Annotated in this window: 25 protein-coding genes; 15 read left to right on the forward strand and 10 right to left on the reverse strand. The window is 57.2% G+C overall.

The window, feature by feature from the left end; genetic code table 11:
* Positions 1-137 precede the first annotated feature (137 nt).
* Positions 138-986: an NADPH-dependent 7-cyano-7-deazaguanine reductase QueF gene (queF, locus tag G5179_RS10575; RefSeq protein WP_101530823.1), complete on the reverse strand. Its 849-nt coding sequence runs from the start codon at positions 984-986 to the stop codon at positions 138-140.
* A 204-nt stretch (positions 987-1,190) separates the two neighbouring features.
* On the opposite strand from queF, the gene syd reads away from it, so the two are divergent.
* Positions 1,191-1,739 (forward strand): SecY-interacting protein, encoded by a 549-nt coding sequence (gene syd, locus G5179_RS10580; protein WP_323924029.1) that lies wholly within the window; start codon positions 1,191-1,193, stop codon positions 1,737-1,739.
* A gap of 92 nt (positions 1,740-1,831) precedes the next feature.
* Here the strand turns inward: syd and G5179_RS10585 are convergent, their stop codons facing one another.
* From G5179_RS10585 to G5179_RS10605, 5 genes are all read right to left on the reverse strand, one after another.
* Positions 1,832-2,617: a Zn-ribbon-containing protein gene (locus G5179_RS10585; RefSeq protein WP_421258329.1), complete on the reverse strand. Its 786-nt coding sequence runs from the start codon at positions 2,615-2,617 to the stop codon at positions 1,832-1,834.
* 3 nt (positions 2,618-2,620) lie between these two features.
* On the reverse strand, positions 2,621-2,917 hold the full coding sequence (locus G5179_RS10590; protein ID WP_005343755.1) for a DNA-binding protein: 297 nt from the start codon (positions 2,915-2,917) through the stop codon (positions 2,621-2,623).
* Positions 2,918-3,001: 84 nt separating this feature from the next.
* Entirely contained in the window at positions 3,002-3,238 is a 237-nt protein-coding gene (locus G5179_RS10595; protein ID WP_005338602.1) for a DUF2789 family protein, read from the reverse strand.
* Positions 3,239-3,312: 74 nt separating this feature from the next.
* Positions 3,313-3,612 (reverse strand): DUF3301 domain-containing protein, encoded by a 300-nt coding sequence (locus G5179_RS10600; RefSeq protein ID WP_234603541.1) that lies wholly within the window; start codon positions 3,610-3,612, stop codon positions 3,313-3,315.
* Positions 3,613-3,723: 111 nt separating this feature from the next.
* A complete protein-coding gene (locus tag G5179_RS10605; RefSeq protein WP_159158348.1) occupies positions 3,724-4,764 on the reverse strand; it encodes a DUF3549 family protein in 1,041 nt (346 codons plus the stop codon).
* Positions 4,765-5,040: 276 nt separating this feature from the next.
* Between G5179_RS10605 and G5179_RS10610 the strand changes: the two genes are divergently transcribed.
* The 6 genes from G5179_RS10610 (at position 5,041) to ptsG (ending at position 11,444) form a co-directional block, all read left to right on the forward strand.
* Entirely contained in the window at positions 5,041-5,376 is a 336-nt protein-coding gene (locus tag G5179_RS10610) for a YqcC family protein (protein WP_005338596.1), read from the forward strand.
* Positions 5,373-6,146 carry a tRNA pseudouridine(65) synthase TruC gene (gene truC / locus G5179_RS10615; RefSeq protein ID WP_041202291.1) on the forward strand — a complete coding sequence of 258 codons (774 nt, stop codon included), beginning with the start codon at positions 5,373-5,375 and terminating at the stop codon, positions 6,144-6,146. Before G5179_RS10610 ends, truC begins: the two co-directional genes overlap by 4 nt.
* A 90-nt stretch (positions 6,147-6,236) precedes the next feature.
* Positions 6,237-6,677: a flavodoxin gene (locus G5179_RS10620; protein ID WP_421258330.1), complete on the forward strand. Its 441-nt coding sequence runs from the start codon at positions 6,237-6,239 to the stop codon at positions 6,675-6,677.
* Positions 6,678-7,207: 530 nt separating this feature from the next.
* Positions 7,208-8,527, forward strand: a complete 1,320-nt coding sequence (locus G5179_RS10625) for a maltoporin (protein ID WP_302054505.1) — start codon at positions 7,208-7,210, stop codon at positions 8,525-8,527.
* A gap of 91 nt (positions 8,528-8,618) precedes the next feature.
* On the forward strand, positions 8,619-9,590 hold the full coding sequence (locus G5179_RS10630) for a MalM family protein (RefSeq protein ID WP_421258331.1): 972 nt from the start codon (positions 8,619-8,621) through the stop codon (positions 9,588-9,590).
* A 423-nt stretch (positions 9,591-10,013) separates the two neighbouring features.
* Complete coding sequence (gene ptsG, locus G5179_RS10635) at positions 10,014-11,444, forward strand: PTS glucose transporter subunit IIBC (protein WP_005338586.1); 1,431 nt, start codon at positions 10,014-10,016, stop codon at positions 11,442-11,444.
* A gap of 267 nt (positions 11,445-11,711) precedes the next feature.
* On the opposite strand, the gene G5179_RS10640 is transcribed toward ptsG, so the two are convergent.
* The 4 genes from G5179_RS10640 to map all read right to left on the reverse strand — a co-directional run bounded on the left by G5179_RS10640 (position 11,712) and on the right by map (position 16,734).
* Entirely contained in the window at positions 11,712-12,095 is a 384-nt protein-coding gene (locus G5179_RS10640) for a DUF3461 family protein (RefSeq protein ID WP_005338583.1), read from the reverse strand.
* 126 nt (positions 12,096-12,221) lie between these two features.
* On the reverse strand, positions 12,222-13,049 hold the full coding sequence (gene dapD / locus G5179_RS10645) for a 2,3,4,5-tetrahydropyridine-2,6-dicarboxylate N-succinyltransferase (RefSeq protein WP_042081110.1): 828 nt from the start codon (positions 13,047-13,049) through the stop codon (positions 12,222-12,224).
* 174 nt (positions 13,050-13,223) lie between these two features.
* A complete protein-coding gene (gene glnD / locus G5179_RS10650) occupies positions 13,224-15,860 on the reverse strand; it encodes a bifunctional uridylyltransferase/uridylyl-removing protein GlnD (protein ID WP_106842373.1) in 2,637 nt (878 codons plus the stop codon).
* Between the two features lie 85 nt (positions 15,861-15,945).
* Positions 15,946-16,734, reverse strand: a complete 789-nt coding sequence (gene map, locus G5179_RS10655) for a type I methionyl aminopeptidase (RefSeq protein ID WP_005338579.1) — start codon at positions 16,732-16,734, stop codon at positions 15,946-15,948.
* Positions 16,735-17,105: 371 nt separating this feature from the next.
* Here map and rpsB point away from each other — a divergent pair, with 371 nt between their 5' ends.
* The 8 genes from rpsB (at position 17,106) to rseP (ending at position 24,514) form a co-directional block, all read left to right on the forward strand.
* Positions 17,106-17,834 (forward strand): 30S ribosomal protein S2, encoded by a 729-nt coding sequence (gene rpsB, locus G5179_RS10660; RefSeq protein WP_005343780.1) that lies wholly within the window; start codon positions 17,106-17,108, stop codon positions 17,832-17,834.
* Between the two features lie 104 nt (positions 17,835-17,938).
* On the forward strand, positions 17,939-18,820 hold the full coding sequence (gene tsf, locus G5179_RS10665) for a translation elongation factor Ts (protein WP_005343781.1): 882 nt from the start codon (positions 17,939-17,941) through the stop codon (positions 18,818-18,820).
* A gap of 71 nt (positions 18,821-18,891) precedes the next feature.
* Complete coding sequence (gene pyrH / locus G5179_RS10670; protein WP_005343782.1) at positions 18,892-19,626, forward strand: UMP kinase; 735 nt, start codon at positions 18,892-18,894, stop codon at positions 19,624-19,626.
* Positions 19,627-19,674: 48 nt separating this feature from the next.
* Positions 19,675-20,232 carry a ribosome recycling factor gene (gene frr / locus G5179_RS10675; RefSeq protein ID WP_421172796.1) on the forward strand — a complete coding sequence of 186 codons (558 nt, stop codon included), beginning with the start codon at positions 19,675-19,677 and terminating at the stop codon, positions 20,230-20,232.
* Positions 20,233-20,304: 72 nt separating this feature from the next.
* Entirely contained in the window at positions 20,305-21,081 is a 777-nt protein-coding gene (uppS, locus tag G5179_RS10680) for a polyprenyl diphosphate synthase (protein ID WP_421258332.1), read from the forward strand.
* 27 nt (positions 21,082-21,108) lie between these two features.
* Positions 21,109-21,966 carry a phosphatidate cytidylyltransferase gene (locus G5179_RS10685; protein ID WP_216951880.1) on the forward strand — a complete coding sequence of 286 codons (858 nt, stop codon included), beginning with the start codon at positions 21,109-21,111 and terminating at the stop codon, positions 21,964-21,966.
* A complete protein-coding gene (ispC, locus tag G5179_RS10690; RefSeq protein WP_421258333.1) occupies positions 21,966-23,162 on the forward strand; it encodes a 1-deoxy-D-xylulose-5-phosphate reductoisomerase in 1,197 nt (398 codons plus the stop codon). Before G5179_RS10685 ends, ispC begins: the two co-directional genes overlap by 1 nt.
* Positions 23,162-24,514 carry a sigma E protease regulator RseP gene (rseP, locus tag G5179_RS10695; protein ID WP_266134120.1) on the forward strand — a complete coding sequence of 451 codons (1,353 nt, stop codon included), beginning with the start codon at positions 23,162-23,164 and terminating at the stop codon, positions 24,512-24,514. The genes ispC and rseP overlap by 1 nt, the downstream gene beginning before the upstream one ends.
* The last annotated feature ends 1 nt before the right edge of the window (position 24,515 follow it).

A 24,515-nucleotide genomic window follows, 5' to 3' on the forward strand; every position in this document is an offset into this window, starting at 1 on the left:
GCCCACCCCTGCGAGTCCAGCGTTTACTGATGGTGTGCTCAGGCTCCTTTGTAGCCGGATGCATCAAGGCGCCAGCAGGGTTGAGATAGCAGGGCGCTGTGGTGTGATACCGGGAAGCCCTTTATCAACGTCTGCTCTTATTGACGGATCAGACGCAGGTTGGTTGGCACGGCTTCGAAATCGGAGCGGAACGGGTTGATGTCGAGGCCGCCGCGGCGGGTATAGCGTGCATAGACGGTCAACTGCTCAGGCTGGCAATAGTGCTTGAGGTCGATAAAGATCCGCTCGATGCACTGCTCGTGGAACTCGTTGTGTTGGCGGAACGAGATGAGGTAGCGCAGCAGCTTCTCCCGATCGAGTTTCGGCCCCTTGTAGCGGATTACCACGGAGCCCCAGTCGGGCTGGCTGGTGACCAGGCAGTTGGATTTGAGCAGGTGGCTGTGCAGAGTCTCTTCAACCTGCTCGCTGCCGGCCGCCCCTTGCAGCAGGGACGCATCAAACTCGTAATTGTCTACCTCGATATCCTGCTCATCAATGCACTCGCCGGGCAGCAGGGCAATCTGGTGCGGCGCCTTGTCGAGGGGGAACAGGGTCACCTTGACGGTCTCACCGGCACAGGCACTCAGATCCTTGGTCAGCATGGCGGCGACTGCCTCGATAGAGTCGCAACGGGTCTGGTTGAAGGAGTTGAGGTAGAGCTTGAAGGATTTGGATTCGATCAGGTTCGCACTGGTGGCCGGAATGGCCACTTCACCCACCGCCACCATCGGCTTGCCCTTGGCATTGAGCCAGGAGAGCTCATAGAGGGTCCAGACATCGCAACCGCTAAAGGGCAGGTCATCGCCCAGCTTGAGATCATCCCGGTTCAGGCTACGTGGAACCGGCTGCAGCAGGGAGGGGGTGTACTGGCTAATGTAATCGGATTGCTGGCCCAGGCTCAGGCCGGTCAGGGCGCTGGCCCCGGCGTATCTATCTTGTTTGCTCACAGGGTTGCTCACGTAATGTGCTCATGATGAGTGGAATGAAACGGGCCATTGCAGGGCCGGATGGTTGCAGCCGCTTGGCTTGGGCGTCGGCCTCTCTGTATCCCGGGTTCTGTTTCCCGGGTCACTAGGTCGGCTGGCAACCTTGTCTGTTACCGGGTTTGGTGGTGCAATAGCGGACTTTGCCAGCAATTGTGGGGATTTTCGATGTCGGATCAAGTTTTGTCTGCCCTGGAGCACTTTTTTGCCCGCTGGCAACGGGATGGCGAGGCCAGACGAGGCCTGCCCCTGTGCGAGTGGGAGGCGGACTGGCGTTCCCCCTGCCAGCTTGGTGAGCCCGCCGATGGCCGGGTGGCCTGGCGCCCTCACCAGCGCTCCGAGCCGGCCGATTTTACAGCCATGGCCGATGCCCTCGAGCTGACGATTCATCCCAGCGCTATCGCCCTGTTCGGGCACTGGTTAAGCCGCCCCATCCCCTGCCTTTTCAAGGGGCTGCGCCTTGAACTGATCCTGCCGTGGAACGAGGCGGATCTCGACCTGCTCAAGGAGAACCTCATCGGCCACTTGCTGATGCTGCGCAAGCTAAAACGAACCCCCTCCATCTTTATTGCCACCACCCGCAACGAGATGACGCTCATCTCGCTGGATAACGAGAGTGGTCAGGTGTGGCTGGAGTGGCTCGATTCCGGCCGCCGTCTGACGCTGGCGCCCTCTTTGCCGGCGTTTCTGGAGCGGCTGGAGACGTTGCCGCAATAGCGCCGCTTCGAGCCAAGGTTACTCATCGGAACGAAAAGAGCCTTGCCATGCGGCAAGGCTCTTTTTTATGGCATCGCGTACAGGGAACGCGCTTAATCCTTGAAATCCCAGGAGAGGTTGGAGATCAGACGGCAGCTGTCGCACTTGAAGTCGAAGATCTCGTGCAGTGGCTCTGCCAGCGCCCACTCACCGCCACAGCTGGGGCAGGGGCGCGCCTTCTCCTCGGCCGCGCTCAACCCGCCCACTCGGTAGAGGTAGTAGTAGGTGGGGATGCCGCTCAGCACTTCCAACCGTTTGGCCAAATCGGTGCCGCGCCGGTAGAGGCGGCTGCCCACTTCGCCGATTTCGTGCAGCGCCGCATGTTCGGCGATGGAGCCGTTCATCTGCAGCTGATCGCATGCCTCCCAATCCTCCTGCCACTTGATGATCTGTTTCTGATCGCCGTTGGCGACCGCGGGCAGCTGGTAGAGCGGAATGGGGGCGAAGTGGTCACCACAGCGCAGCGGCGAGCAGGTATGCAGGAAGCTGGTATAGAGCATCATCCAGCTGGGGCGCTCGCCCTGTGTGCCGCAAGGGTCGGTGCTGTCGGAGAGCAGATCCGCCCCTTGAAGATGGAGCTTTGGCGCCAATAACCCGGCCTGATTGAGCTGCTGTTCGGCCAGTTTGACCTGCTCGCTCTGGTTGTCGGGGTGCAGGCTATCTTGCTCCGGGCAGACTACCCGACTGACGAAATAGCCGTCATGCATGCTGGTGGGGAATTCCCGCCCGAGGATCTGGCCCTGATAACGCAGCATGTCGAGGTAGTTGACGATGGCCCGCTCGGCTTCGCCAAGGGAGGTATCGCGGTAACACTCAAAGCAGAGTTCGACGATATACATGGTTCAGCCTTGCCCCTGCTGGAGGAGCAGGTCGGTCAGGCGATCCACCTTCTGTTCGATGCGCGCGAGCTGTTCGGCGAGTTGCTGCAGGGTGAGCTCCGGTGCTGGCTGAGGCACAGCCTCTGGCAGGATCTCGCTCTCGGCGGTCGCAACTGGCTGCTGCTTCCACTGGCTCAGCACTTTCAGCAGCTCGGCCATCGGCACAGGCTGGGTGAGGCGGGCCTTGATCATGGCAGTGGTGGGCGTCAGGCCCTTGGCGGCCAGCTCGTTGGCAATTCGGATGATCTCGTGGGCGGACATAAGCATGCTCTGGGTGAGAAGGGGGGATCGATATCGGGGCGGGATCTTAACCAAAGCCGGCAGGGGAGGAAAGGGGCGGGCGGCTTAGCGGGGCTGGCGCAGCATCACATCGAGCTGGTCGATCGCCTCGCACCAGTCGGAGTCGTTCCACAGGGCATCGCGCAGGAAGCTGGCCTGGGCGGCATTCCAGAAACCGGCCTCCGGCAGCAGGGTTTCATTGTCGAGGTGATGGTCGTGCACAAAGCGGTGCAGGCTCAGCTCGTCGTTGGCCATCCCGAGCTGGGCAAACAGGGCTGGCAGATCGTGGACAAGGGGTTCCATCTCGTCTCTCCCTTTGTTTAATCCCTGAGATTATAGACAGGCACAGCCATCGGGCGCAGAGACGAGATTGGGGATCAGGCAGAGGGGATGCGATGGGGTGGCAGATCAACGCCCACGATGTGCAGCCCCTGCATCTTGAGGGTGCCCTGATAGTGGCTCTCGCCATCGCTGGAGAATTCAAACTGATAGTGGGTCAGCAGCCGCAGGGGATTGCGGGCCAGCTCCCGCCGGTTGCGGGCCAGCGACAGCAGTTGCAGATCATGGTGCTGGCAGTAGCGGCGCATGTATTGCCAGGCCACTTCTGCCTGTTGGCGTTGCAGCCAGAACAGGCCGGCTACGGCAATCAGCAACAAAATTCCGAGCATCTCTCCCATAGGCGGGCTTCCTTATCGTGATGTCGATAACCGGGAGTCCTGCTCGGTACTCCCGATCTCCTTTTCTATTTCCCGCCGTGTTGCCTCGTGGCGTGAGGGTGAGGCGAGGGGTCAGGCCGAGGCGAACAGACGGCCGATGGCCTTGCCCAGCGCATCGCTGCGGTTGGGGTCACGCAGTCTGGCCAGCATATCATTGCGCAGGGCCGGTAAAGTGACCAACTCGGCAAAAACCTGATTGAAGAACTGGGTCGGTTGCAGTGCCAGTTGTTCCAGATAGTGGCTGAGCAGATTGGCATCTTTCAGGTCGGGCCAGAGCCGGCCAGCAATGGCGAGCAGCAGCGCCGGGCTCGGCTGGGTTTGCAACAGGGTCAGCAGCTTGTTGGTGCGCAAAGAGCTGCCGGGACAGGAGGCCATCGCGCGGCAGAGGTAGGCCAGGGTCTCCGGGTTGGGGGCGGCGCACTCCTGCTCCTTGCCGATCCGCTCGAGCAGGGCGCCTTGTACTGCCGGCGGCAGCGGGGCGTTTTCAAGGCTCTGGCAGAGTGCATAGAGCGGCTCTTGCGGTAGTTTGGGCAGCGCCTTGCAGATCAGCGCCAGATTGCGCTCATCATGGAGTCGCTCGGCCAGATCGGCAAAGCCCTGCAGCCCCAGCGTTTGCCAACCGGTGTCGTTGGGGGCGGCCAGATAGTGGCAGAGGGCATCGTAATAGGCGGAAGGGGCCTGCTCCAGCTGGCGCGCCAGCTTGGCGTGCAGACTGGCCATTTTTGCCTCCGCCGGGCGGAAGGTGTAGGGATTGTCGGCCAAGCGCTGGGCCTTCTCTTCATCCAGATCGCCGGTGAGCTTGTAGCCCAGGGTTTCCACCACCTGATCCATGAACAGCTTGGGGCCATTTGACATCAGCAGGCCGCGCTCATCGAGGGCAAACTTGAGGAACCAGAGGTAGTGGCGAGACTCGCTCGGCTGGAAGAAGTGCACACCCAACCAGGCGTGCTGTTGCAGCGGCCAGGGGTAGGGCTCTTGCTGCTGTTCGATGCGCACAAAGGTGTCGCTGGCCAGTGGCCGCACCTGGCGGCCCATGTCAAACAGCTGGAACTGGGTGCCAGCCTGAGTCAGAAATTCGGTCAAGGTATTGATGGCAGTAGGCGTCACAGACATGGTGAGATCCGGCTAATGGTGATGCGGGCCGATTATAAGGCCCTTGCCGAGGATAGCCAGTGGCAGCAGACGCGCGTTGCGGCAGATATCAACATGGCAGCCATGCGGGGGGAGGTGTATAGTATCGCCCTTTTTTAAAGTCGGCAGGCCGCGCTGGCTGCCGTGTATGTCGACGAGCAGGCTTAATCGCCGGTGCTGCGCGACCGAATGTATCGGCATCCTGGCTGACCCTGTCGGGTCAGCGGATCAATCTGTGGTTATGAGGAAGAGAGCGAGATGAATCAATATTTGCTGGTAGCTGGCCTGTTGGGGGAACTCACCGCCGAGTTGCAGCGCCTTGAGCGCTGGCAAGCTGACCATCCCGGTGACGAAGCCCTGGCAAGCACCCTGCCTTTTTGTGTCGATACCCTGAGCTTTGATCAGTGGCTGCAGTTCGTGCTGATCCCGCGCATGGAGCAGCTGGTGATGTTGCAGGCGCCGCTGCCCACCAGCGTCTCCCTTTATCCCATGGCCAGCGAAGTCTACAAAGAAGATCTGGCCGAAGCTGAAGCGCTGCTGCGCCTGATCGCCCGCTTCGATCTGCTGCTCTCCGGCAAAGTGATAGAACAATGATGCCAGATCAAACCCGAGAAGAGAGTGACCTGAAGCTGACCCTGCTCTATCAGGATGAGTGGCTGGTGGCGGTCAACAAGCCGTCCGGTCTGCTGGTGCATCGCAGCTGGCTCGACAAGGGCGAGACCCGTTTTGCCATGCAGATGACCCGGGATCTCATCGGCGGTCGCCATGTCTATCCGGTGCATCGCCTCGACCGTCCCACCTCAGGCGTGCTGCTGTTTGCGCTCGATCCGGTGATTGCCCGCGCACTCACTGAAGCCTTCACCCAACGTCAGGTGCACAAGGAGTATCTGGCATTGGTGCGTGGCTGGGCGCCCGAGCAGGGGGTGATCGACTATCCCCTCAAGGAGCAGTTGGACAAGATTGCCGATGCCATGAGCAACCCGGATCGCCCGGCGCAGGATGCCGTCACCACCTTCCGTCGCCTGCATCAGGTCGAGCTGCCCCACGCGGTCTCCAAGAAGCACCCTACCAGTCGCTACAGTCTGGTCAGATTGTTCCCGAAGACCGGTCGCAAGCATCAGTTGCGCCGCCATATGGATCACCTGTTCCACCCCATCGTCGGGGATACCACCCACGGGGATGGGCGCCACAACCGTTTCTTTCGCGAGCACTTTGGCTGCGAACGGCTGCTGCTGGTGGCCCGCACCCTGAGCTTTACCCATCCTGTGCTCAAGGTGCCGATGCGGATCCAGGCTCCGCTCGGTCAGGATGTGCTGCGCCTGTTTGCCGAGCTGGGCTGGCCCGCCAGCGAGAGCGACTACTAAGCGCCTGATCCTCAGCCTTGAACCGGTGGCATCTGACGCCAGCTTGCTGATAGAGTTGCTCAAAAGAGTGACTCACGCGGGGAGCGGAGAATGGCGCAGATCGATATCGTGATAGGAACTGTCTACGGCGCAGCCATGCTGGTGGCCGAGACCTTGGCAGATGAGTTGGAACGCAAGGGGCATTACTGCACCCTGCACGAAGAAGCACGGCTGGTGGACATCGACCCCGGCCGTTTTTTATTGCTGGTCAGTGCCACCACAGGGCAGGGGGACATTCCTCCCAATCTGCAGCCCTTTGCCAGCGAGCTGGCTGACAAGGCGCCCTGGCTCAAGGGGCTGCGGTATGCCCTGATTGCCATGGGCGACAGCAGCTATGACCATTTTTGTGGCGCGGGCCGTCGGCTGGACGGATTGCTGCAAGAGCTGGGCGCCACGCGAGTGATTCCCCCGCTGGAGCTAGATGCTACCGTGCACGATGAACCCGAACAGGTGGCACTCAGCTGGCTGAAAAAGTGGGATATTCAGCCCTGAATATTCTCTGAAATAGAGCCATATCAATCCCCTGAGCCTTAAGTAGCAGGGGATTGTTATTTGCACAAAAACCATCTCACTCTGCAACGCATATTTCCCCTGATGGCGGAGGGGTATTTTCCCCTTTTAGCATTCCATTGCCGTAATGGTTTCACGCGCACCGCAGACCCGTCATCCAAATAAAAGTTCCATCTTGAAAGCGATCTCAGTCATGTTTTTGTCATTCGAACGTAAAATAATGACTTTAGTTCTATCGCGAATTAATTAATGATAACGCTTTCAGGGTTGTTGTTGTTGTGTGTTTTTCTTTTTTTCTGGATTTTAATTGCGCGGCTGATGGCTTTTTTACTTGTTGTTGTTGTGGAGATCGTTTGCCGAGCGATTTGTCGCCATTTTGTGAGTCGCTTCATATTTGTCGTGAAATACGCTCCCTATAATCAACCTCGGTTATCACCAACAGGATTACATGGTGATAAGAAGTTGAATATTCAGGATCACACTCCTCACTGCGGGAAATAAGGAATATGACAATGAAAATGAAGTGGCTCCCGATTGCAGCAGCTGTTACTGCCGCCCTGGCTTCCCAAGCCGCCTTTGCCGTAGATTTCCACGGTTATTTCCGTTCCGGCGTCGGTGTTTCCGGCGACGGCGACATGGTTAAATACAACGTCAATAAAGTTGGCCGTCTTGGTAACGAAAATGATACCTACGGTGAAGTGCAACTGGGTCAGGAAGTATTCAACAAAGATGGCAAGACTTTCTATGTTGATTCCATGTTTGCCATGGCTTCCAACGGTTCAAACGACTGGGAAGGTACCGGTACTGTTTGTAACTTCGATGCCAAGCAGTGCAATGGTGATTCCGACTTCGCTCTGCGTCAGTTCAACGTACAAGCCAAAGGCTTGCTGAACTTTGCTCCTGAAGCAACCCTGTGGGCTGGTAAGCGTTACTATCAACGCCATGACATCCACATCTCCGACTTCTACTACTGGAACATCTCCGGTGCCGGTGCTGGTATCGAAGGCATCCAGGCTGGTCCGGGTAAAGTATCTTTCGCATGGGTACGCAACGATCGCAGCGCTGCCGATGTGTTTGGCCAGTACACCCAAACCGGAGTGGATGGCAACGGTAACCCGACCTATCAGAAGAATGAAGATCTGAACGTTAACACCTTGGATCTGCGTTATGCCGGCATCCCGCTGTGGACCGATGCGTCCTTGGAACTGGGCGTTGACTATGCTCTGGTCAATGAGACCAACGATCAGAAAGCACTGAAAAAGAATCCGCAAGATGGCGTGATGCTGACTGCTGAACTGACCGCTGGCATCCTCGGTGGTTTCAACAAAACCGTGCTGCAATACGGTACCGAAGGTTACTCCAAGACCATGGCTTTCTATGGCGATGGTTCCTGGTACGGCGCTGAAGCCAAAGACGGTGCTGACGGTTTCCGTATCATCAACTGGGGCGTTGTTCCGATGGGCAACTCCTGGGAGATGGGTCACCAGCTGGTTTACGGTGTAGGCAACGAAATGTGGGACGGCAACGACAAGTGGGAAACCATGTCTGTTGTTGTTCGCCCGATGTACAAGTGGGATGACTTCAACAAGACCATCTTTGAAGGCGGTTACTTCAAGGACAACAACAAGTCCACCAATGGCAGCGAAGACAAAGATGCCGGCTACAAGCTGACCCTGGCTCAAGCCTGGTCTGCTGGTTCCAGCTTCTGGGCCCGTCCGGAAATCCGTGTGTTCGCCTCCTACCTGGCTAACGACGAAGACAAGAAAGTCTTCGAAGGCAATACCTCCAAAGACACCTACCAGTTTGGTGTGCAAGCAGAAGCTTGGTGGTAAGCAAAAGTTTAAGTTAAGTTAGTGACTGCCCCCTTATGGGGGCAGTTTTGTTTCGCCGGATCACGGCCACCGGATTATGGAGATAAGAAAAATGAAACGGGTAAAGATGTCTATTGCAGCCGTAATCACTGCGCTATTAACCGGTTGTGCCGGAAACATGGTTGTTCCTCTGCAAGAACATGGCTCGATCTTGAGCGATGCAGATCAAGCCAAGCAAGCGTTGGCCAAAGCCTCAAGCTGCTGTGTGGCGTTTAAAGATTTCAGTTATGCCCCCTTGCCTGAAGGTGAGACCTTGCTGGCCATTGATGGCAAGCAACCCACTTTTCAGTTTGATGAGGGGATGAGTTACTTTGCTGCTTATCGCTTGCCGACCAACACCGGCAATCTGGCGATCAACCTGGCATCACAGGTGAGCAAAACCGTGATGGTGCCCAAGGTCATTATGCTGGATGCCGAGTTCAAGGTGACTCGGGTCCTGGGTGAGTCAGTATTCAGCTATCAGCCTGCTCACTTGCTCGATAACGACCGTATCGAAGGACGTGTTTTTGTTGACCGCAGCATGCCTGGCAACCCGGCCAGCGAAACATACATGATCGTTTATGCGCCCGCGGATAAGCTCTCAGGCAGCACAACAATCCTGCATCCATCAAAAGCATTTGCTCGCGCTAATGGTACCGTTGAGCCTGATATCAAGGATCCGGTGATCCCGCACTCCCCGTGGGGTTTGGTGCAGATCAAAGTCAAAGATATGGCCCGTGGAAGTGGTCTTGAAGCGGTATTCAAACCCGAATATGCCGACAAGGTGGCTATGAGCCAGGGTCAGCAGGTTGCAGCGATAGCGACTACCGCAGCCGTTACCACAACTGCAACAGCTGCGGTCGCAGCCAAACCTGCTCCTGCCATGCTGAGTGAAACAGAAGCCTTCTACCAGAGCCAGATCGAAAAAGCGGTCAAGGCGGGGGATATCGACAAGGCGATGAAGCTGGTGAACGAGGCCGAGCGGGCCGGTTCAACCAAGGCAAAAAGCGTGTTTATTGATGCGGTCAAGCGCTCGCAACAATAGAGTAATACGACCGTTTGCTGGTCAGATATATTTATTGAGGCCTCCCTTGTTGGAGGCCTTTTTAATCGGTAGACTGTAATAAATAAAAATCACGCCGTTACATTCTGTTACAGTGAGTTGCTATTTGATGTAAATGGCATTATTAAAATACAAAGTGAAACTGCTATTTATATGTCTTTGTAATAGAGTGATAATGCGGATTATTAATTTCTATTAGATGCGTTTTTTAGCCGCTAAACAAGTTGTGATCTTCCCTCCAAATTCAATATTCCCCCGCCTTCGAAAGCAGCAATTTATGACCCGCTGGGTTATATTCTGATGGTCAAAATAAACAAGCCCGACTCGAAGATATCTGAATGAATCAGTGCTTATTTCATCCAGATAGATCGTTCAGGGACGACAATCCATTCAGGAGCGCACACAATGTTCAAAAATGCTTTCTCTAATCTGCAAAAGGTTGGTAAGGCGCTGATGCTGCCAGTATCAGTCTTGCCAGTCGCAGGTATTCTGCTGGGGGTGGGTGCTGCCCACTTCAGCTGGATGCCGGAAATTGTCTCCCAATTGATGGAGCAAGCCGGTGGTTCTGTATTTGGCCAGATGGCCCTGCTGTTCGCAGTGGGTGTTGCTCTGGGCTTTACCAATAACGACGGTGTATCCGGTCTGTCAGCCATCGTTGGCTACGGCATCATGGTCGCAACCCTGAAGGTCATGGCACCTGTGATGGGTGTTGAAACCATCGAAACCGGCGTGCTGGGTGGTATCCTGGCCGGTGGTATCGCAGCCTGGGCGTTCAACCGCTTCTACAAGATCCAGCTGCCAGAGTACCTGGGCTTCTTCGCGGGCAAGCGTGCCGTACCCATCATCACCGGTTTCCTCTCCATCGGTCTGGGTGTGATCCTGTCCGTGATTTGGCCGCCAGTGGGTGGCGCCATTGGTGCCTTCTCTGACTGGGCTGCCAACCAGAACCCGGTACTTGCCTTCGGTATCTACGGCGTGGTTGAGCGCTCCCTGATCCCGTTCGGTCTGCACCACATCTGGAACGTACCGTTCTTCTATCAGGCTGGTACCTGCGTCAACGGTGCCGGTGAAACTGTTCACGGTATCATGACCTGCTTCCTGACTGCTGATGACGCTTCCCGCGCTGCCGGTAACGGTTTTGGTCAGCTGGCTGGTGGCTACCTGTTCAAAATGTTCGGTCTGCCTGCTGCTGCGTTCGCCATTGCTCACGCTGCCAAGCCGGAAAACCGCGCCAAGATCGTTGGTATCATGGCCTCTGCAGCCCTGACCTCTTTCCTGACCGGTATCACCGAGCCGATCGAGTTCTCCTTCCTGTTCATCGCTCCGGTTCTGTACGCAATCCACGCTGTACTGGCTGGTCTGGCTTATGTGCTGACCAACTCTCTGGGTATCGTACACGGTCACACCTTCTCCAATGGCTTCATCGACTTCGTGGTGCAATCACCGCGTGCCGACAACATGCTGCTGCTGGTTGGTCTGGGTCTGGTTTACGCGGCCATCTACTACGTGGTATTCAGCTTCGTTATCCGTGCCATGAACCTGAAAACCCCGGGTCGTGAAGACGAGACTGCTGAAGAGGCCGTTGGCCAAGGCAAAGACGAGATGTCTGCTGCTCTGGTTGCCGCCTTCGGTGGTAAAGAGAACATCGCTTCTCTGGATGCCTGCATCACCCGTCTGCGTGTTGGCGTGAAAGATGTTGCCAAAGTTGACCAGGCTGGTCTGAAGAAACTGGGTGCTGCCGGTGTGGTAGTGGCTGGTTCCGGCGTTCAAGCCATCTTCGGTACCAAGTCCGACAACCTGAAAACCGACATGGACATCTGGATGAAGAGCAACTAATTCTGTTGCCTGAATATCAGCGTGTTTGAAGAGGGAGGCGAAAGTCTCCCTCTTGCTATTTCTGGTTATAGATCGTGCGAGTCGCATCAGGTCGATCTCGGCAAGTGTCATGTTGCCCAAAAGGCGATGCGTAACGGGATGCCCTATGTCGGCACAACTGCTGGTGTGCCTCGCTCGCCTTATCGCACGCCATCACCAGATAAACCCATATAAAGTGAGCCAATAAAAAGAGCGCCACCAAGGCGCTCTTTTGTCGAATCGGTGGGGCTAGAGTTTCTCCAGATCCCGCTCGATTTCGCTGATCTTGTTCTGCACCACTTTTTCCAGATGGCGCAGGTCGCGCAGGATCTTCTGCTTGATGTCCGGGTCGGCCTGCTGATGGACGCCCTGGGTCAGGTTGTCCAGCTCATCCACCACATATTTGAGGTTGGCATTGATCTCGGTGACATCCTTGTACTCATGGGTACCGGAATCGACCAGCATGGTCTTGCGCTGGCGTGGATACTTGAATTTGACACTCTTGGCGAAGAACTCGCCTTTCTGCTTCTTGAAGTAGATCTTGAGGATGTCGTGGTTGGCCTCCTGGCGCAGGGTATAGCTGTCGACGGAGGCGGGATCCTGGATCCCCAGGCTCTTCAGATTCTCGTACATCAGGCTTCCTCGGTTTGAAACGATCCTGTCCCATCCATCTTAACCGATGCCTCATGGCTTGCCTGTGACAGGGGCGCCAAAATGAAAAGGGCGCCATCAGGCGCCCTTTCATCACAGCAATGCTGATTACTCGTCGATGGAGCGCAGCAGGGCGTTGATGCCGACTTTGGCACGGGTTTTTGCATCGACCTTTTTGACGATCACCGCCGCGTAGAGGCTGTACTTGCCGCACTTGGAGGGCAGGGAGCCGGAGACGACCACGGAGCCAGCCGGTACGCGGCCGTAGTGGATCTCGCCGGTTTCACGGTCATAGATGCGGGTGGACTGGCCGATGAAGACGCCCATGGAGATGACGGAACCTTCCTCGACGATCACCCCTTCAACCACTTCGGAGCGGGCACCGATAAAGCAGTTGTCTTCGATGATGGTCGGGTTGGCCTGCAGCGGCTCCAGTACGCCGCCGATGCCGACGCCGCCGGAGAGGTGGACGTTCTTACCGATCTGGGCGCAAGAGCCGACAGTAGCCCAAGTATCGACCATGGTACCTTCGTCAACGAAGGCGCCGATGTTGACATAGGAGGGCATCAGCACGGTATTAGGGGCGATAAAAGAGCCTTTGCGGGCGGTCGCCGGCGGCACCACGCGCACACCCGCTTCCTTGAACTGCTCAGCGGTGTAGTTGGAGAACTTGAGGGGAACCTTGTCGTAGTACTGGGCATCGTCGCCCTTGATGATGCCGTTGTCGTTGATGCGGAAGTAGAGCAGTACCGCTTTCTTCAACCACTGATGGACAACCCACTCACCGGCAATCTTCTCGGCAACCCGGGCCTTACCGGAGTCCAGCAGGTCGATGGCTTGCAGGATGGCGGACTTGGTGGTGCTATCCACGGAGCCCGGAGTAATGGTGTCGCGGCGCTCGAAGGCCGCTTCAATGATCTGTTGCAACTCGGTCATGACAGGTTTCCTTTAAAAAATTCTGTTTGTTGTATCACACTTTTCCGACTGTTTTTAAGGGGTTGACCGGAATTCTTCCAGCCAGTGGCCATTTCTTCATCCAGTGTGCGCCAACCAGTTGTTTGGCATAGCAAAAAACGCCCGACAATCAGCCTCTTTCGAATCACTCTTCGCTTAATCCAGTACCGACTGCTGGGGATTGAGCTGGTGTACCAGTCGCTCTTCCAGCTGTTTTTGCTGCTCGGCGGTCAATGGCTCGCCATCGAGGCTGGTCAGGCTGAAAAAGTCTTCGACCCTCTCACCGAAAGTGGCAATTTTGGCGGCGTGCAGCGACAGTCCACACTGCTGGAAAACCGCACCGATCCGCGCCAGCAGGCCGGGGGTATCGAGGGCAGTCAGTTCCATCAGGGTGTGACGGCTTTCCCCTTTATGGGGCAGAAAGACTACCCGGGTCGGTACGCTGAACTGGCGGTGGCGCCGCGACAGCGGCTTGTTGCGCAGCACCAGCTTGCCCGGCTCCTGCAGCGCCTTCTCCAGCGCTTTCTTGATGGTGGCGGTGCGGTTGGGGCTGATGGGTTCGCCGCTTGGCTCCAGTACCACGAAGGTATCGAGCACATAGTTGCTGCGCGAGTTCATGATCTGGGCGTCGTGGATGTTAAGGTTTTTCTGATCCAGCGCCGAGGCCACGGTGGCAAACAGATTCGGGGTATCGCGGCAGTAGATAAATACCTCGCTGCCGCCGCGGGTCGGGTGTTTGCCGATGATCACCAGCGGTGCCGGATTGTCGCCATGCTCGATGATATGGCGGCAGTGCCAGGCGATCTGCTCCGGGCTGTGACGCAGGAAGTAGTCGGCCTTGAAATCGGCCCAGAGCAGGTTGATTGCCTCTTCCGATACATCCCGTTGCGCCAGCAGTTGCTTGGCCTGACGCTGGTTTTCGCGAATGCGCAGCCGCATGTCGGGCGGGTTCTCCAACCCTTGGCGCAGCGCCTTCTGGGTCGCGAAGTAGAGCTCCCGCAGCAGGGTGCCCTTCCAGTCGTTCCACAGGGTGTCGTTGGTGGCGCAGATATCAGCCACGGTAAGGCAGTAGAGCAGGTCGAGATGCTGCTCGTCGCGCACCTTCTGGGCAAAGTCGGTGACCACGTCGGGATCGTAGATATCGCGGCGCTGGGCGGTAACCGACATCAGCAGATGGTGGCGCACCAGCCAGGCGACCAGTCGGCTCTCGTAGCGATCCAGACCGTGCAGCTGGCAGAACTCCAGCGCATCGACGGCGCCCAGTTCCGAGTGATCGCCACGCCGTCCCTTGGCTATATCGTGGAACAGGGCGGCGATGCTGAGCAGCTCCGGTTTGCGCAGCCGGGTGAAGACCTCGTGGCAGAGCGGGTGGCTCTGGCGACTGGCCGGATTGGGAAACTGATGAATGTTCTTGAGCAGCCTGTGGGTGTGCTCATCCACCGTGTAGGCGTGGAACATATCGAACTGCATCTGGCCGACGATCAGGTTCCACTGGGGCAGATAGGCCGCCAGAATGCCGTACTTGTGCATCAGGGTGAGCGGCAGGCCGATGCCGTTGGGGTGGCGCAGCAGCGCCATAAAGAGGCGACGGCAGTCAGGCAAGTCCTGCAACCAGCAGTTGAGTTTGCGGCGCGCCTCGCGCAGTTGGCGCAAGGTGGCCGAGTGGATGCCCGCAATCTCGGGATGCTGGGCCATCTGATAGAAGAGGCGCAGGATGGCGGCTGGTTCACGGCTAAACAGCTCCGCATCCACCGCATCGATGAGGCGGCCACGAAGCTGGAACTCGTCGGACAGGCGGCGCACATCCATGGCGGTGTTGCCGAGGATCGCCTCGTCAAACAGCTGCAGCAGCATCTCGTTGAGCTCCGAGACCCGCCGCACCGTCTGGTAGAAGCGCTTCATCATCTGCTCGACCGGAGTGTTGCCTTCCCCTTCGAACCCCAACATTTGGGCTACAGTGCGCTGGCGATCGAACAGCAGGCGGTTATCTCCCTTGTTGATGGCCATATGCAGGGCGAAACGCACCTTCCAGAGAAAATTCTGGCAGTCGAGCAGTTCGCGGTACTCGGCGCGATTGAGAAAGCCGTGGCTGGTCATTTCGAACAAGGTAGTGGCGCCAAAGTGGCGGCGGGCGACCCAGGCGAGGGTTTGAATATCCCGCAGGCCGCCCGGATTGCTCTTGAGATCGGGCTCCAGCTTGTAGGCGGTGCCGAGAAACTGCTGATGACGCTCCGCCTGCTCTTGCCGTTTAGCGCGAAAGAAGGCTTCACTCGGCCAGAAGTGCTGGGGGCCGGTGGCCTCTTTCAGTTGCCGAAAGCCCTCCTGGCGACCTGTGATGTAGCGTGCCTCGATCAGGTTGGTGGCGACCGTAATATCGGCGCGCCCCTGCTCGAGGCACTCCGCCACGTTGCGCACCGCCTGACCCACCTCCAGCTTGAGATCCCACAGTAAGGTGATGAACTCGCCGATGCGCAGTCCCAACACCTCGTCCAGTTCGTCGCCGTCATAGAGGATCAGCAGGTCGATATCGGAGTGGGGGTGCAGCTCGCCGCGGCCATAGCCCCCCACCGCGATCAGGGTCAGATCGCTCTTGTCAAAGCCAAACTTCTGCCACAACCGGCAGAGCAACTGATCCATGTACTCGGAGCGGGTGGCGACCAGCTCGATGATGTTGTCGCCGGCATCAAAACGGGCGTGCAGCCAGCCGAGAAAGCGGCTCAGGTACTCTTTGCAGTTGTCGCGAGTGAGCTGGTCATCGGGTAACAAATGGGGGGAAAGCAGGCTGGCGTCCATGGCATCTCACACACAGTGGCAGGCAAACGGCTGAAACAGAAGTAAAAACCCCGGCGCTTTGGAAGTTCAGGGCCGGGGTTCGATGTTAGCTGTGTTTGATGAAGCGGTCGATAGTGTCATCGGGGCGCAGGGTGAGCACCTCGCAGCCATCCTCGGTCACCAGCAGGGTGTGTTCCCACTGGGCGGAGTCGCCGCCATCCTTGGTGGTCACGGTCCAGCCATCCTTCGGATTGACCTTGCAGTGATACTTCTTGCTGTTGACCATCGGCTCGATGGTGAAGCACATGCCCGCTTTCAGCTCCAGCTTGCCACTGTTGCGGTAGTGGAGGATCTGCGGCTCTTCGTGGAACTCGGCACCGATACCGTGACCGCAGTAGTCACGCACCACGGAGAAGCCGGCCTTCTCGACGATGGGCTGGATCACGGCGCCAATTTCGGTGATGCAGGCACCCGGACGCACCTTCTTGATGGCGGCGTAGAGGCTCTCTTGCGCAACTTTGCAGAGCTGGCGGCGCAGCGGGGTGGTTTCACCCACGATGAACATGGCCGAGGTATCGCCGTGGTAACCATCCTTGATGACGGTGATATCCAGGTTGATGATGTCGCCATCGCGCAGCTTCTTGTGATTCGGGATGCCGTGGCAGATCACATCGTTCACCGAGGTGCAGATGGATTTGGGGAAGCCGTGGTAGTTGAGCGGAGCTGGAACCGCCTGTTGTACGTCGACAATATAGTCGTGGCAGAGGGTGTTCAGTTCGTCTGTGGTGACGCCAGCTTTGACATGGGGCGCAATCATGACCAGCACATCGGCGGCCAATTGGCCGGCAACGCGCATCTTTTCAATCTCTTCCGGTGTCTTGATTTTAATGGACATGGGATCTCTCTTGCGGCCTGCCACTGGGCCTGCGAGGGCAGACAGGACAGGTAATGAAAAATAGATGCGTTTGCAATCAGGGCAAAATTTTATCCGCAACCCCCGCGTACTTCCAGTGTGATTGTCATCACAACGTCAAATCGGCGTCGCAGCATCCTCTGGCGGGATCCATATTTACACCTGTTTAGGGTGTCGGCCGGTGGTGTCCTGAACAAAGTTATGGTATAAAGCGCGCCGGAATGGGGAACTTGCGTCCCGATTTCATCACCCTTACTTAAACAACACACACACATCGACACATATGCCGGGGTGCCTTAACGGGTCGGTTATATGGGATGTGTGGAGGCCTAACCCCAATACAGAGGTATAAAATGGCTAAAGTTTCTATGCGCGACATGCTGCAAGCCGGCGTTCACTTCGGTCACCAGACTCGTTACTGGAACCCGAAAATGAAATCCTACATCTTCGGTGCCCGCAGCAAAGTTCACATCATCAACCTGGAAAAAACCGTTCCGATGTTTGACGATGCCATGAACTTCATCAGCTCCGTAGCTGCCAAGAAAGGCAAGGTACTGTTCGTTGGTACCAAGCGTGCCGCGTCTGAAGCCGTAAAAGAAGCCGCTGAGCGTTGCGACCAGTTCTATGTAAACCACCGCTGGCTGGGCGGTATGCTGACCAACTGGAAAACCGTTCGTCAGTCTATCAAGCGCCTGAAAGATCTGGAAACCCAGAGCCAAGACGGTACCTTCGACAAGCTGACCAAGAAAGAGGCGCTGATGCGTACTCGCGAAATGGAAAAGCTGGAGAAGAGCCTGGGTGGTATCAAGAACATGGGCGGCCTGCCTGACGTTCTGTTCGTTGTCGATGCCGACCACGAGCACATCGCTATCAAAGAAGCCAACAACCTGGGTATCCCGGTAGTTTCCATCGTTGATACCAACTCCAACCCGGACGGCGTTGATTACGTCATCCCGGGTAACGACGACGCTATCCGTGCCGTACAGCTGTACCTGAATGCTGCTGCTGACACCGTACTGGAAGCTCGCGAGCAGGACATCGTTGTTCAAGCCGAACAAGATGGCTTCGTTGAAGCTGAGTAATTGATAAGGTCTGCAAAGCCCTTATTAACCAAGCTGATGTAATTGGTTAGCAGGGGCCCTTGTGGCCCCTGTTTCTTGTCAATTCAAGACCGAGGATACTGGACATGGCAAACATTTCTGCCGCCCTGGTAAAAGAACTGCGCGAGCGCACCGCCGCTGGCATGATGGATTGCAAAAAAGCACTGGAAGAGGCCAACGGCGATATCGAGCTGGCCATCGAGAACATGCGTAAATCCGGTCAGGCCAAAGCCGCCAAGAAAGCTGGCCGTATCGCCGCTGAAGGTGTGATTTTCGCCCGTACCGAAGGCAACGTTGCCGTCATGATCGAGCTGAACTGCGAGACTGACTTCGTTTCCAAGGATGCCGGTTTCCTGGCCATGGGTCAGAAGATCGTCGAGATCGCAGCTACCCAGAAGATCGCAGACGTTGATGCGCTGAAAGCCGCTGATTTTGGCAACGGCGAATCCGTAGAGCTGACCATCACCAACCTGATCGCCAAGATCGGTGAGAACATGAACCTGCGTCGCGTGATGCTGGTTGAAGGTGACAACCTGGGCACCTACGTTCACGGTTCCCGCATCGGTGTTATCACCAAGCTGACCGGTGGTTCCGACGAACTGGCCAAAGATCTGGCCATGCACGTTGCAGCCAACAGCCCGCAATTCGTCAAGCCTGAAGATGTATCTGCTGAAGTCGTTGCCAAAGAGCGCGAAATCCAGATCGACATCGCCATCAACTCCGGCAAGCCGAAAGAGATCGCCGAGAAGATGGTTGAAGGTCGCATGAAGAAGTTCACCGGTGAGGTTTCCCTGACTGGTCAGCCGTTCGTGAAAGATCCTTCCATGACTGTTGCCGAGCTGCTGAAGAAAGAAGGCGCTGACGTTGTCTCCTTCACCCGTTTCGAAGTGGGCGAAGGCATCGAGAAGCAAGAGACCGATTTCGCTGCTGAAGTTGCAGCCCAAATCGCGGCCGCTCAAAAGGCCTAATCGAACCGGTTTTTCCGTTTCCCCAGACCGCGACTTATGTCGCGGTCTTTATATGACCAGGAATCAGTGACATGAGTACCAATCCCAAACCTGCATACAGACGTGTTCTTCTGAAGTTGAGTGGTGAAGCCCTGCAAGGATCCGAGGGTTTCGGCATTGATCCGGCAGTGCTGGAGCGGATGGCCCAAGAGATCAAAGAGCTGGTTGAGCTGGGTGTTCAGGTCGGTCTGGTCATCGGTGGCGGCAACCTGTTCCGTGGTGCCGGTCTTGCCAAGGCGGGCATGAACCGCGTGGTGGGCGACCACATGGGTATGCTGGCAACCGTGATGAACGGTCTGGCCATGCGTGATGCTCTGCATCGTGCTTATGTGAATGCCCGTCTGATGTCTGCCATTTCCCTGCAAGGGGTTTGTGATTCCTACAGCTGGGCCGAGGCAATCAGCCAGCTGCGTGCAGGCAAAGTGGTGATCTTCTCTGCCGGTACTGGCAACCCCTTCTTCACTACCGATTCTGCGGCTTGCCTGCGCGGGATCGAGATCGAAGCCGATGTAGTGCTCAAGGCCACCAAGGTTGATGGTGTATACAACGAAGATCCAGTCAAGAATCCGGATGCCGTGCTGTACCATGAATTGAGTTATGATGAAGTTCTTGAAAAAGAGCTCAAGGTGATGGATCTTGCTGCTTTTACTCTGGCACGTGACCATGATCTGCCGATCCGGGTGTTCAACATGAACAAGCCGGGCGCTTTGCGCCGGGTTATCATGGGTGAGCCGGAAGGTACCCTGATCCATTACGTCAGCAAATAATATAGATGCGAGCCGCATGGCGGCTCGTTCGCCAAAAGGAAAACCGCTGTGATCAACGAGATTAAAAACGACGCCAAGGAGCGTATGGGCAAGAGTGTCGAATCACTCAAGACCCAGATGTCCAAGATCCGTACTGGCCGTGCTCACCCGAGCCTGCTCGACGGCATCCAGGTTGAGTATTACGGTGCTGCCACTCCGCTGAAACAGTTGGCCAACGTCGTGGCAGAAGATGCTCGCACCCTCTCCATCTCCATTTTTGACCGCTCCATGATCCAGGCGGTAGAGAAGGCGATCCTGACCTCCGATCTGGGCCTGAACCCCTCCAGCAATGGCCAGACTCTGCGCGTGCCGCTGCCGCCGCTGACCGAAGAGCGCCGTCGCGACCTGACCAAGATCGTCCGTGCCGAAGCGGAAAACGCCCGTGTTGCCGTGCGCAACATTCGCCGCGATGCCAACGCCGACCTGAAAGCGCTGCTGAAGGACAAAGAGATCTCCGAAGACGACGACCGTCGCGCCCAGGAAGAGATCCAGAAACTGACTGACTCCTACATCAAGCTGGTCGATGAGGCTCTTGCTGTAAAGGAGAAGGAGCTAATGGAAATCTAAGCGCCTGAAAGGTATATTACGAGCGCCGTGTAGTGCCCCTGCACGGCGCTTTTGTCTTTGTGGGAGAAAACCATGTCGCTTTTGGCTGCGTTGGGTGATTGTGCCAACTCGTCTTTACCCCGTCACGTCGCCATCATCATGGATGGTAACGGTCGCTGGGCCCAGAACCGAGGCAAGATGCGGGTTTATGGCCACAAGGTGGGCGTCAAGTCAGTGCGCGAGGCCGTTACCTTTGCTGCGCGAGCCAAGATCGAGGCATTGACCCTGTTTGCATTCTCCAGCGAAAACTGGCGTCGTCCGGAAGGGGAAGTCAGCGCCTTGATGGAGCTGTTCATTACCGTGCTGGGCCGCGAGGTGAACAAACTTCACAGTCACGGGATCCGGCTCAGGGTGATTGGCGATACCGCTCGCTTCAGTGATCGGTTGCAGGCCAAAATCGCCAAGGCGGAAGCCTTGACCGCCAATAACAAGGGATTGACCCTGAATATTGCGGCCAACTATGGCGGCCAGTGGGATATCGCTCAGGCGGCTCGCAAGCTGGCCCGCGCGGTTGTTGCCGGTGAACTGGCCGCCGATGACATCGATGAATCCATGCTTGGTCGCGAAGTGTGTATGGCCGACCTGCCGCCGGTGGATCTCCTGATCCGTACCGGTGGCGATCATCGCATCAGCAACTTTGTGTTATGGCAGCTCGCCTATGCAGAGCTCTATTTTACCCCGGTATTGTGGCCCGATTTCAACGAGGCCGAGTTCAGTGAGGCGGTTGCCTCTTTCGTTGCCCGCGAGCGTCGCTTCGGTTGCACGGGTGAACAGATACGGGAATTGATCGCCGAGCAGCAGACCGGCTAAACCCCGCTCCCAAGAGAGAGGTTTCTTTTGCTAAAACAACGAATTATTACTGCTTTGATGTTGATCCCCCTGGTGTTGGGGGCGCTCTTCTTTCTGCCATTGAAATTTTTTGCCCTGTTGGCAGCGCTGGTGTTTTTGTTGGCCAGTCGCGAATGGAGTGGGTTTGTCTCTGCTGCTCCGCAGCAATGGTTACCCATCGTATTTTGTCTGTTGCTCGGTGCCAGCCTCTTTTGGCTGCCGGTGGAGCAACTCTGGACGCCTCACCTGCACCCCCTCGTGATGGGCGTGCTCTGGACCGCGGTAAGCTGGTGGCTGCTGGGTCTGCTGATGGTGCTGCGCTATCCCCAAAGCGCCAAGCTGTGGAAAGAGTCTATCTGGCTCAAGTCGCTGTTTGGTCTGGTGACTCTGGTTCCCTTCTTCTGGTCGCTGGTCGCCATCCGTGGTTACAACTTTTACCATGACCCCATGATGGGGGCCTGGATCCTGTTGTTCGTGATGGGACTGGTCTGGGCGGCAGATTCTGGCGCGTATTTTTTCGGCAAGGCGTTCGGTAAGCACAAGCTGGCACCGGCTGTGAGTCCGGGCAAAACCATCGAAGGGATGTGCGGCGGCCTCTTTACCGCCAGCCTGCTGGCCATCGGTGTCACCTGGTCGATGGGATTTGTTCCTGCCAAGATGATCACCGTGCTGTTTTGCTCTCTGCTGGCGGTGCTAGCCTCCGTACTCGGCGATCTGACCGAAAGCATGTTCAAGCGCGAGGCGGGCATCAAGGACTCCGGCACCCTGTTGCCGGGTCATGGCGGCATTCTCGACCGGATCGACAGCCTGACCGCCGCCCTGCCGGTGTTTCTGCTCAGTTATCTGCTACTCAGTCAGGAGTTTTGATGCACAAGTCACTGGTTATTCTGGGGGCCTCTGGCTCCATTGGTCAGAGTACCTTGAAAGTGCTGCGCCATAACCCGGGCAGTTGGCAAGTATTGGCGTTGACCGCCGCCCGCAACGTGGATGCCATGTTGCGGGACTGCCTCGAATTCTCCCCCCGTTTTGCCGTGATGGTCGATGAGGATGCCGCCCGTGAACTGGCTGCCCGTCTGAAAGCGCACGGCAGTGCGACCCGGGTCATGTCTGGTGCAGCAGCCCTCTGCGAGGTTGCCGCTCACCCCGACGCCCATAGCGTGATGGCCGCCATCGTCGGTGCGGCCGGACTGGCCCCGACCATGGCCGCGGTACGTGCCGGCAAGCGTATTTTGCTGGCCAACAAGGAGGCGCTGGTGATGTCCGGTGCTTTCTTCATGGAGGCCGTTCGCGAGCATGGTGCCGAGCTGCTGCCCATCGACAGCGAACACAATGCCATCTTCCAGTGTCTGCCGACTGCCGTGCAGCGCCAGCCCGGTTTTTGTGATCTGGCGGCGGCGGGGATCAGCAAGATTTTGCTGACCGGTTCCGGCGGCCCGTTCCGTTACACCGAGATCAGCGATCTGGCCAAGGTGACGCCGGCGCAGGCTATCGCTCATCCCAACTGGTCGATGGGGGCCAAGATTTCGGTCGACTCCGCCACCATGATCAACAAAGGGCTGGAGTACATCGAGGCGCGCTGGTTGTTCAATGCGGCGCCCGAGCAGATCCAGGTGGTGATCCACCCGCAGTCGGTGATCCACTCCATGGTGCAGTACAAGGATGGCTCCGTGCTGGCTCAGCTTGGCAATCCGGATATGTGTACCCCCATTGCCCATGCGCTGGCTTATCCCAATCGCATCCCCTCCAGTGTGGAACCTTTGGATTTCTTCAGTGTCGGAGAGTTCAGCTTTATCCGGCCTGATTATGATCGCTACCCCTGTCTGGCGCTGGCCATCAATGCCTGCCAGAAGGGACAAGCGGCGACTACTGCGCTCAATGCGGCCAACGAGGAGGCGGTTGCCGCCTTCCTGGCCGGGCGCATCGGTTTTATGGATATTGCCCGGATCAACGAGGCCGTGATGCTGGCGCTGGAGAGCAGCGCCGTCGGCTCGCTCGATGATCTGTTTGCCCTGGACGGTGCGGCAAGAGCCCGTGCTCACACTTTGATTGAGGAGCTTGGCTGATGGGCGGTGTGTTGTGGAATATCGGTGCTTTTGTTGTTGCGCTGGGCCTGCTGGTCGCGGTGCACGAGTTTGGTCACTTCTGGGTGGCCCGTCGTTGTGGCGTCAAGGTTGAGCGCTTCTCTATCGGTTTTGGCAAGGCGATCTGGCGCCGGATGGGTAAAGATGGCACCGAATATGTGCTGGCGCTGATCCCGCTCGGTGGTTACGTCAAGATGCTCGATGGCCGGGTCGATGAACTCAAGCCCGGTGACGAGCAGTATGCCTTCAACCACAAGAGTGTCTGGGCGCGGATGGCGATTGTCGCCGCAGGTCCCATGGCCAACTTCGTCTTTGCCCTGTTTGCCCTCTGGCTGATGTTTATCATCGGGGTGCCGAGCGTCAAGCCGGTGATCGGTGAAGTGCGTCCGGCATCCATCGTGGCCGAGGCGGGTGTGCTGCCCGGGATGGAGATTGTCGGGGTCGGCGATGAGCTGACCGGTGACTGGGAGAGCGTCACCTACGCTCTTATAAGTCATCTGGGTGATGATGCAGTGACTCTCAAGGTGCAGGCACCCAATACCAGCTATGCCACCGATAAAACCTTGTCGCTGACCGGCTGGACTTTTGATCCGGATAAAGAGTCGCCCATCGGCAGCTTGGGGATCGTCCCCCTGAGTGGCAAAGTGCTGCCAGTCGTGGCTGCCGTGGTGGCCAAGAGTGCCAGTGAAAAGGCGGGGCTGCAGGTCGGTGACCGTATCAAACAGGTCGGCGATCAGCCTATTACCGCGTGGGCCCAGTTTGTCGAACTGGTGCAGCAGGCACCGGGCGAACCCCTGCAAGTGGTGGTTGAGCGCAACAACAGTGATCTCAACGTGACCCTGACCCCGGATAGCCGCAAGGTGCAGGGCAAGCTGGTAGGATTCGTCGGTCTCTCACCGCAACTGGTTCCATTACCGGATGAATATCGAATTCTGTTACAGTATGGGCCTTTGCAGGCGCTGTGGCATGGCGCGGACAAGACTTGGAGCCTGATCACGCTCACCTTTGACATGATTGGCAAGTTGATCGGTGGCATCGTGTCGCTGGACAACCTGAGCGGCCCCATCTCCATTGCCAAGGGCGCCGGCAGCAGTGCCGACTATGGTCTGGTCTATTTCTTGAGTTTTCTGGCGCTGATCAGCGTCAACCTGGGGATTATCAATCTGTTCCCCCTGCCGGTGCTCGATGGTGGCCATCTGGTCTATTTCCTTATCGAAGCGGTCACCGGCAAGCCGGTATCAGAGAAAATACAGGAAGTGGGTTTCAGGATCGGTGCCGCCATTCTGATGTTATTGATGGGCATTGCGCTGTTTAACGATTTCGCTCGCCTCTGAG

The sequence above is a fragment of the Aeromonas sp. 600886 genome (assembly GCF_049174935.1).
GTDB lineage: Bacteria > Pseudomonadota > Gammaproteobacteria > Enterobacterales > Aeromonadaceae > Aeromonas > Aeromonas veronii_A.